The organism is Sulfurovum sp. bin170, assembly GCF_010892395.1.
Taxonomy (GTDB): domain Bacteria; phylum Campylobacterota; class Campylobacteria; order Campylobacterales; family Sulfurovaceae; genus UBA1140.
Window position 1 is genome coordinate 1 of sequence record NZ_JAACKB010000078.1, and the last position, 6,370, is coordinate 6,370.

The following is a 6,370-nucleotide window of genomic DNA, read 5'->3' on the forward strand; positions in this document are numbered from 1 at the left end:
ATATTAATATAAATTAATAAGGATGTTTTAATGAATAAACTACTGTTTGGACTTCTTTTTATCAGTTCAATGCTTTTTGCAGAGATAACACATATTGAAGCTACACCAAAATTTCTCAAAAAGACAAAGCTAAAAATCATTGACATACGCACAGAGAGTGAGTGGGTTATGCATGGTATTATAGAAGATGCTTTTCTTTTAACTTTTTTTGATAGATTTGGTCATTATGATATTGATGTTTTTAAGAAAAAGCTTGATAATATAATTGACAAAGGTGAAAAATTTGCAATCATATGTCATGTAGGCAGTCGAACTAAAATGCTCTCTAATCTTTTGGGAAAAAATATGAAGTATAATGTTGTTGATTTAAAAGGTGGAATGGTTCAGCTTATCAACAGAGGGTACAAACCTACTTCACTATCTTTGTCAATTTCCCAGAAATAGATTTAGAGTATAAATGCTTTTTGCATATACTTTTTTATCTCCTCAAATGAGAACTGATGATTTGTAAAATATTCAAAAGCGATAACTCCTTGATAGAGTAGCATATCACTTCCATCTTTTGTAGGTCTGTTATGTTTTTTTGCAAACTTTAAAAATGGAGTCTCTTTTCCATAAATCACATCTACACAAGCCTTAGCCTTTGGTATAACGGCTTCTAGTATCTCGATAGGGCATGGGAGAGAGTCATCCTCTAATCCTGCTGAAGTCATATTGACAACTAAATCAAACTTTTTTTTATCTTCAAATGATTCAAAAGTATAGGTCTCAAACCCCTCTTTTTTATATCGTTCTAGTCTATTAGCACTTCTGTTAAGCAGAGTAACTTTATAACCTGCATCACGCAAAACAATAGATGTTGATTGTGCTGTTCCTCCTGCACCCAAAAAGAGTACCTCTTTTATATTTTTAAACTCTGATATAGCTTTTAGAAAACCAGGGGCATCAGTGTTGTAACCATAGAGTTTGCCATTTTTGTTTATTATGGTATTGACAGCACCAACCTTTTGTGCAAACTCATCAAGCTCATCACAGGCTTTGAATGCCTCCTCTTTATGTGGAACGGTGATATTTGCTCCTGCGATATTTAGCTCAAAGAGTCTGTTTCGTAACTCTGCACCATCTTCTAGTCTGTATCTGGTATAGCATCCATTGTAGTTTAGACCTTTGAAAGATAGGTTGTGCATAAGTGGTGATTTTGAGTGTGAGACTGGATTTCCGAAGATGGTAAAGAGTTTTTTCATACATATTCCTAAAGCGATTTTTTTAATTGTATTATAACAAAAAAACATATATATTAAAGTTTTGTCTATATAAATTTTAGATATAATCTCAACCAAATTCCTCTTTTTAAAGTGAGTATAAAACATGGTAGATTTCAGTATGGTAGATATAATTATAGTAGGGCTTATCCTTTTCCTTAGTCTTAAGGGACTTGTCAACGGATTCCTAAAAGAGCTTTTTAATTTTATCGGACTTATTGGTGGGGTATATTTTGCATCAAGGATGAATGCAACTGTAGGAGAGTTTATCAATAGTAATATTTTTCCTGTTGAGAATGAACCTGCTCTAAAACTTGTAGGATTCATCTCAATTCTTCTTGCTATATGGATGGTAGCTAATCTTATCTCTTCTATTTTTGAAAAAACTTTGCCAACAGGAGTAGATGTTTTTAGTAGAATTTTTGGTTATGCTTTGACTATTGTGCGTTATATTGCTATATTTGCACTGATTATTGCAAGTCTACAAAATGTAGAGCTTATCGCTAAAAAACTTGCTAAACACTCAGCGAATAGTCAAATTATACCAACGCTTAATGAGATAGGAGTAGACCTTCTTAATATGAAAAGTAGAGAAGCAAATGCTACTATGGAGTTAAATACAACTAAAGAGATAGATTTAGAGTCATTTAATATGGAGCAGAATGATACAAATCGAACTAAAGAGTAAAGGAGAGAAATATGCCAAAAAATATCGTATCATATGACGAGGTACTTATAAACTTCAAAAAATTACTAAAATCAAATACTCTTAAGTATACCAAGCAGAGAGAGTTGATATTAGAGATTATCTACAATAACAATGGTCATTTTACGCCAGAAGATATATATAATCTTATAAAAGAGAGCTATCCAGATGTAAAACTAGGGATTGCCACCGTATATAGAACACTAACGCTTCTTGAAGATGCAAGTATTGTAAGTTCTATCTCATTTGGTGCTCAAGGTAAAAAATATGAGTTTGGACTCAAAGACCATCATGATCACTTGGTCTGTTTGGAGTGTGGAGCCATAGAAGAGTTTATTGATGAAGTGATTGAAAAACGACAAGAGGATATTGCTAAACAGTTTAACTTTAAGATGACTAATCATATTATGAAGATTACAGGTACCTGTTCAGCTTGTCAAGCTAAAGAGTAAGATTAATAGACTTCTTTCAAAACTAGGAATCGATGGCTTTAGCCTCGTTTTATTCGGGACTGAAGTCTCCGATTCCAAATGAGTTTTGAAAGAAGTCTAATAGAAAAAAAGGATACATCCATGAGTTATGCAATGGAGACATTTGACCCAGAGATTTTTGAAGCGATAAACCAAGAGTTAGAGCGACAAACAGACCACCTAGAGATGATTGCTAGTGAGAATTTTACAATACCTGCTGTAATGGAAGCGATGGGTTCAGTTCTTACCAACAAATATGCAGAGGGTTACCCATACAAGAGATACTATGGTGGGTGTGAACATGCTGACACAGTAGAGCAACTAGCCATTGATAGAGCTTGTGAACTTTTCAACTGTAGTTATGCCAATGTACAACCACACTCAGGAAGTCAAGCAAATGGAGCTGTATATGCAGCACTTCTAAAAGCAGGTGATAAGATTTTAGGTATGGATTTGAGCCATGGTGGTCACCTAACTCACGGTTCAAAACCAAGTTTTTCAGGTAAAAACTATCAAAGTTTTACCTATGGCGTGGAGATGGATGGGTATATTAACTACGATAGAGTTTTAGATATTGCAAAAATAGTGCAACCTAAGATTATCGTTTGTGGTGCTTCTGCTTATGCGAGAGAGATAGACTTTAAGAGATTCAAAGAGATTGCAGATGAGGTAGGAGCTATCCTATTTGCTGATATAGCACACATCGCAGGTCTGGTTTGTGCAGATGAGCATCCTAGCCCATTCCCTTATGCAGATGTGGTTACTACTACTACACACAAAACTCTTGCAGGTCCAAGAGGTGGTATGATTATGACCAATGATGAAGCGATTGCAAAAAAGGTCAATTCGGCTATCTTCCCAGGGCTTCAAGGTGGACCACTAGTTCATGTCATCGCTGCGAAAGCTGTAGGGTTCAAATATAATCTAAGTGATGAGTGGAAAGCTTATGCAAAACAGGTCAAAGCCAATACAAAAGTACTAGCTGATGTTCTTATCAAAAGAGGATTTGACCTTGTTAGTAATGGTACAGATAACCACCTGATTTTGGTATCGTTCTTAGATAGAGACTACTCTGGAAAAGATGCAGATGCTGCTCTTGGAGCCGCGGGAATGACTGTTAATAAAAATACTGTTCCAGGTGAGACAAGAAGCCCCTTTGTCACTTCAGGTATCCGTGTTGGTGCTGCCGCACTTACAAGTCGTGGTATGAAAGAGGCAGAGTTTGAGATTATTGCCAACAAGATGGCTGATGTTCTTGAGAATGTAGAAGATAGTGAGCTTCATGCAAAGATTAAAGATGAGATGAAAGCGTTGGCTTCTAACTTTGTCATTTATGAAAAGGCTATCTTCTAGTCTTGAAAGTAAAAATATTTGATTTAGAGTTTGACCCAGACTTTTACTATATTTAAAGAGAGATGATTGTTGATAGGCTTACTTTCAACAATCGAATCTTCTATAGTAAGTTTGAAAAAATAAAACAAATATTAAAACTTAAGTCATCCAAAAGATGTAAGATACTTCCTAACAAAAATTTACCTATAAAATATAATAAAATAACACTTCCTTCAAAAAAAATGTAATTTAACGGTATCAAATAACTATTTTTGTGTTATACTCTGTTTTAAAAAAACGGAGGCTTAACCTAAATGGAAAGCAAAAATTTAAATGACATTGTTATTGAAGATAATGACAACTCTAAAAAAGCACAGCTTAAGAATATTCTGACGCTATTAGCACTTCTGTTTATTATTTTAGTTATATCTATTGTAATAACAAAACTTATTTTAGGAGGTGATGATGAGAATAGTGAGACCTCTGGAGTAGAGGGCAATAAAACTGAGCTTACGCAGAGTGATTCATCATCAGGAATAGATGGTACAACAGTAGCCACGGCAGCTGCAGTAGGTGCAACAGCAGCTCTAGCTACTAGTGCTTTGAAAAATGATGAGAGTAAAAAAGATGAGTCAAAACCTCTGCTTACAGAGAGAAATACAACATCAAGAAAAAAACCATCACTTAGAGACGAAGAGATAAAAGGTAGCAGTAAAAAAGTAGAGACTAAAAAGAGTACAGAGAGTAAAAAAAGTAGCACAACCAAAAGAGCTTATGTACCTAAAAAGAGAAATACTACTCCAACAAAAAAGAGACCAGCTGCTTCTGCAACAAGAGGATACTATATTAAAGTCGGTGCATTTAAAGACCCAAGCAATGCAATAAAAGAGATTAAAGCTGTTCATTTAAGATATAAAAAGATTCAGACTAAAAGTGGAATGGCAACAAGAGTCTTGGTTGGTCCATACTATAGTCAAAAAGATGCTCAAAATGATTTGACCAAGGTTAAAAAAATAGCAGCAGATGCTTATATTACAAAAATTAAGTAGTTAAATGATTAAACAGATTCTATTTGACCAACTAACTCCAGTCGCGATGTATGGAAAGGTCAAGAATCTTTTCAAAAATGATATTACCATGCTTTTTGAGAGTGTGGTAAATAGTAGTGATGGTAATTTCTCCTTTATTACCATTGGTGCAAAAGAGAGAATTAGCTATAAAAATAACCAAACACTCTACAGAGGTTCTACTGGAAAACTAGAAGAGCTTCAAGAGACCCCTTTTGATTTTTTACAAAAATATTATAACAATCTAAACCAAGAGAGATACAAAGAGTTAGCAAAAGAGGCAGGTTTTGCATTTGTTGATGGATTTATCGGATTTATTGGTTATGATATGGTTAGAGTCTTTGAACCTACACTTAAAAAGAGTATGGATGACCTCAATGACCCTCTACAGACTCCTGACTTGGATTTAGTACGACCATCTATTATTTTAGCTTTTTCGCATAAGAGAGCTACCCTGACAATTATTCAAAATGATGATAGATATGTAGATGCTGTTAATGAGATTGAGATAGCTCTGAATGAGAGTTCTGCACCTCAACCATTAAAATCTGCAAAACTAGATGGAGAGGGAACATTCTCTATAGACGAGGAGAGATTCATGAGACTTGTAGATGAGTCAAAAGAGATGATTCGCTCTGGTGATATTTTTCAAATTTTGCTCTCAAATAGATATACTCAAAAGGGAGAGATTGACCCTCTTAGTTTCTATAGACTACTGCGTTCCAAAAACCCATCCCCATATCTATTTCTACTCGATTATGAAGATTTCTCTATCTGTGGTTCATCCCCAGAGGTTATGGTTCGCCTAACAGATGATAGATTGCTCATTCGTCCTATAGCAGGAACTAGAAAAAGAGGTAAAGATGCTAAAAGAGACAGAGAGCTAGAGCTAGAGATGCTAAATGACCCAAAAGAGTGTGCAGAGCATCTTATGCTTATAGATTTGGGTCGAAATGATGTAGGACGAGTAGCCAAAACTGGAACCGTGGAGGTAACAGATATGATGCGTGTAGAGAAATACTCTCATGTGATGCATATGGTTACCGATGTCGAGGCTACTATAGCTGATGACAAAGATATGTTTGACCTCTTTCGTGCTACATTTACAGCAGGAACAATGACAGGAGCCCCAAAGATAAGAGCTATGGAGCTTATAGCCAACTATGAGGGTCTCAAACGAGGTTTTTACTCTGGTGCTGTTGGATACTTTGCCTTTAATGGTGAGATGGATAGCTCTATAGCGATACGAACATCACTCATCAAGCCAGACTCTATTACACTTCAAGCAGGTGCAGGGGTGGTGGCGGATTCTATACCAGAGCTTGAGTATCTGGAAGTCAAGAATAAGCTTGGAGCTCTGTTGTCTACAATTAAGGATATGGAAAAATTATAATAGAGTTCTTTCAAAATTCATTTGGAATCGGAGACTTTAGTCCAATGTCAATGAATTAAGGATTTAGACAAGGGAATCCCTTGTCTCTACGGTTTTGAAATTGAAATATTGTAGGGACAATGGCACTGCCTTGTCCTAAT

7 protein-coding genes are annotated in these 6,370 nt (G+C 35.4%); 6 read left to right on the forward strand and 1 reads right to left on the reverse strand.

From position 1 onward, the window contains the following. The first annotated feature begins 30 nt into the window (after nucleotides 1-30). Nucleotides 31-444: a rhodanese-like domain-containing protein gene (locus tag GSY74_RS01865; RefSeq protein WP_164663420.1), complete on the forward strand. Its 414-nt coding sequence runs from the start codon at nucleotides 31-33 to the stop codon at nucleotides 442-444. 2 nt (nucleotides 445-446) lie between these two features. Here GSY74_RS01865 and GSY74_RS01870 read toward each other — a convergent pair whose 3' ends face one another. Beyond that, nucleotides 447-1,244, reverse strand: coding sequence for a shikimate dehydrogenase (locus tag GSY74_RS01870; RefSeq protein WP_164663421.1), 798 nt, complete (start codon nucleotides 1,242-1,244; stop codon nucleotides 447-449). Between the two features lie 124 nt (nucleotides 1,245-1,368). Between GSY74_RS01870 and GSY74_RS01875 the strand changes: the two genes are divergently transcribed. The 5 genes from GSY74_RS01875 to GSY74_RS01900 all read left to right on the forward strand — a co-directional run bounded on the left by GSY74_RS01875 (nucleotide 1,369) and on the right by GSY74_RS01900 (nucleotide 6,230). Then, entirely contained in the window at nucleotides 1,369-1,950 is a 582-nt protein-coding gene (locus tag GSY74_RS01875) for a CvpA family protein (protein WP_164663422.1), read from the forward strand. Between the two features lie 11 nt (nucleotides 1,951-1,961). Beyond that, complete coding sequence (locus GSY74_RS01880) at nucleotides 1,962-2,420, forward strand: Fur family transcriptional regulator (protein WP_164663423.1); 459 nt, start codon at nucleotides 1,962-1,964, stop codon at nucleotides 2,418-2,420. A 120-nt stretch (nucleotides 2,421-2,540) separates the two neighbouring features. Next, on the forward strand, nucleotides 2,541-3,791 hold the full coding sequence (locus GSY74_RS01885) for a serine hydroxymethyltransferase (RefSeq protein WP_164663424.1): 1,251 nt from the start codon (nucleotides 2,541-2,543) through the stop codon (nucleotides 3,789-3,791). A 293-nt stretch (nucleotides 3,792-4,084) separates the two neighbouring features. Then, nucleotides 4,085-4,819 (forward strand): SPOR domain-containing protein, encoded by a 735-nt coding sequence (locus GSY74_RS01895; RefSeq protein WP_164663426.1) that lies wholly within the window; start codon nucleotides 4,085-4,087, stop codon nucleotides 4,817-4,819. A gap of 4 nt (nucleotides 4,820-4,823) precedes the next feature. Then, complete coding sequence (locus GSY74_RS01900) at nucleotides 4,824-6,230, forward strand: anthranilate synthase component I family protein (RefSeq protein ID WP_164663427.1); 1,407 nt, start codon at nucleotides 4,824-4,826, stop codon at nucleotides 6,228-6,230. Nucleotides 6,231-6,370 lie beyond the last annotated feature (140 nt).

Bases quoted from the DNA above. Each gene is read 5' to 3' on its own strand.
- GSY74_RS01895 (WP_164663426.1), top strand. From the start codon at position 4,085: ATGGAAAGCAAAAATTTAAATGACATTGTTATTGAAGATAATGACAAC.
- GSY74_RS01865 (WP_164663420.1), top strand. From the start codon at position 31: ATGAATAAACTACTGTTTGGACTTCTTTTTATCAGTTCAATGCTTTTT.
- GSY74_RS01885 (WP_164663424.1), top strand. From the start codon at position 2,541: ATGAGTTATGCAATGGAGACATTTGACCCAGAGATTTTTGAAGCGATA.
- GSY74_RS01900 (WP_164663427.1), top strand. From the start codon at position 4,824: ATGATTAAACAGATTCTATTTGACCAACTAACTCCAGTCGCGATGTAT.
- GSY74_RS01880 (WP_164663423.1), top strand. From the start codon at position 1,962: ATGCCAAAAAATATCGTATCATATGACGAGGTACTTATAAACTTCAAA.
- GSY74_RS01875 (WP_164663422.1), top strand. From the start codon at position 1,369: ATGGTAGATTTCAGTATGGTAGATATAATTATAGTAGGGCTTATCCTT.
- GSY74_RS01870 (WP_164663421.1), bottom strand. From the start codon at position 1,244: ATGAAAAAACTCTTTACCATCTTCGGAAATCCAGTCTCACACTCAAAA.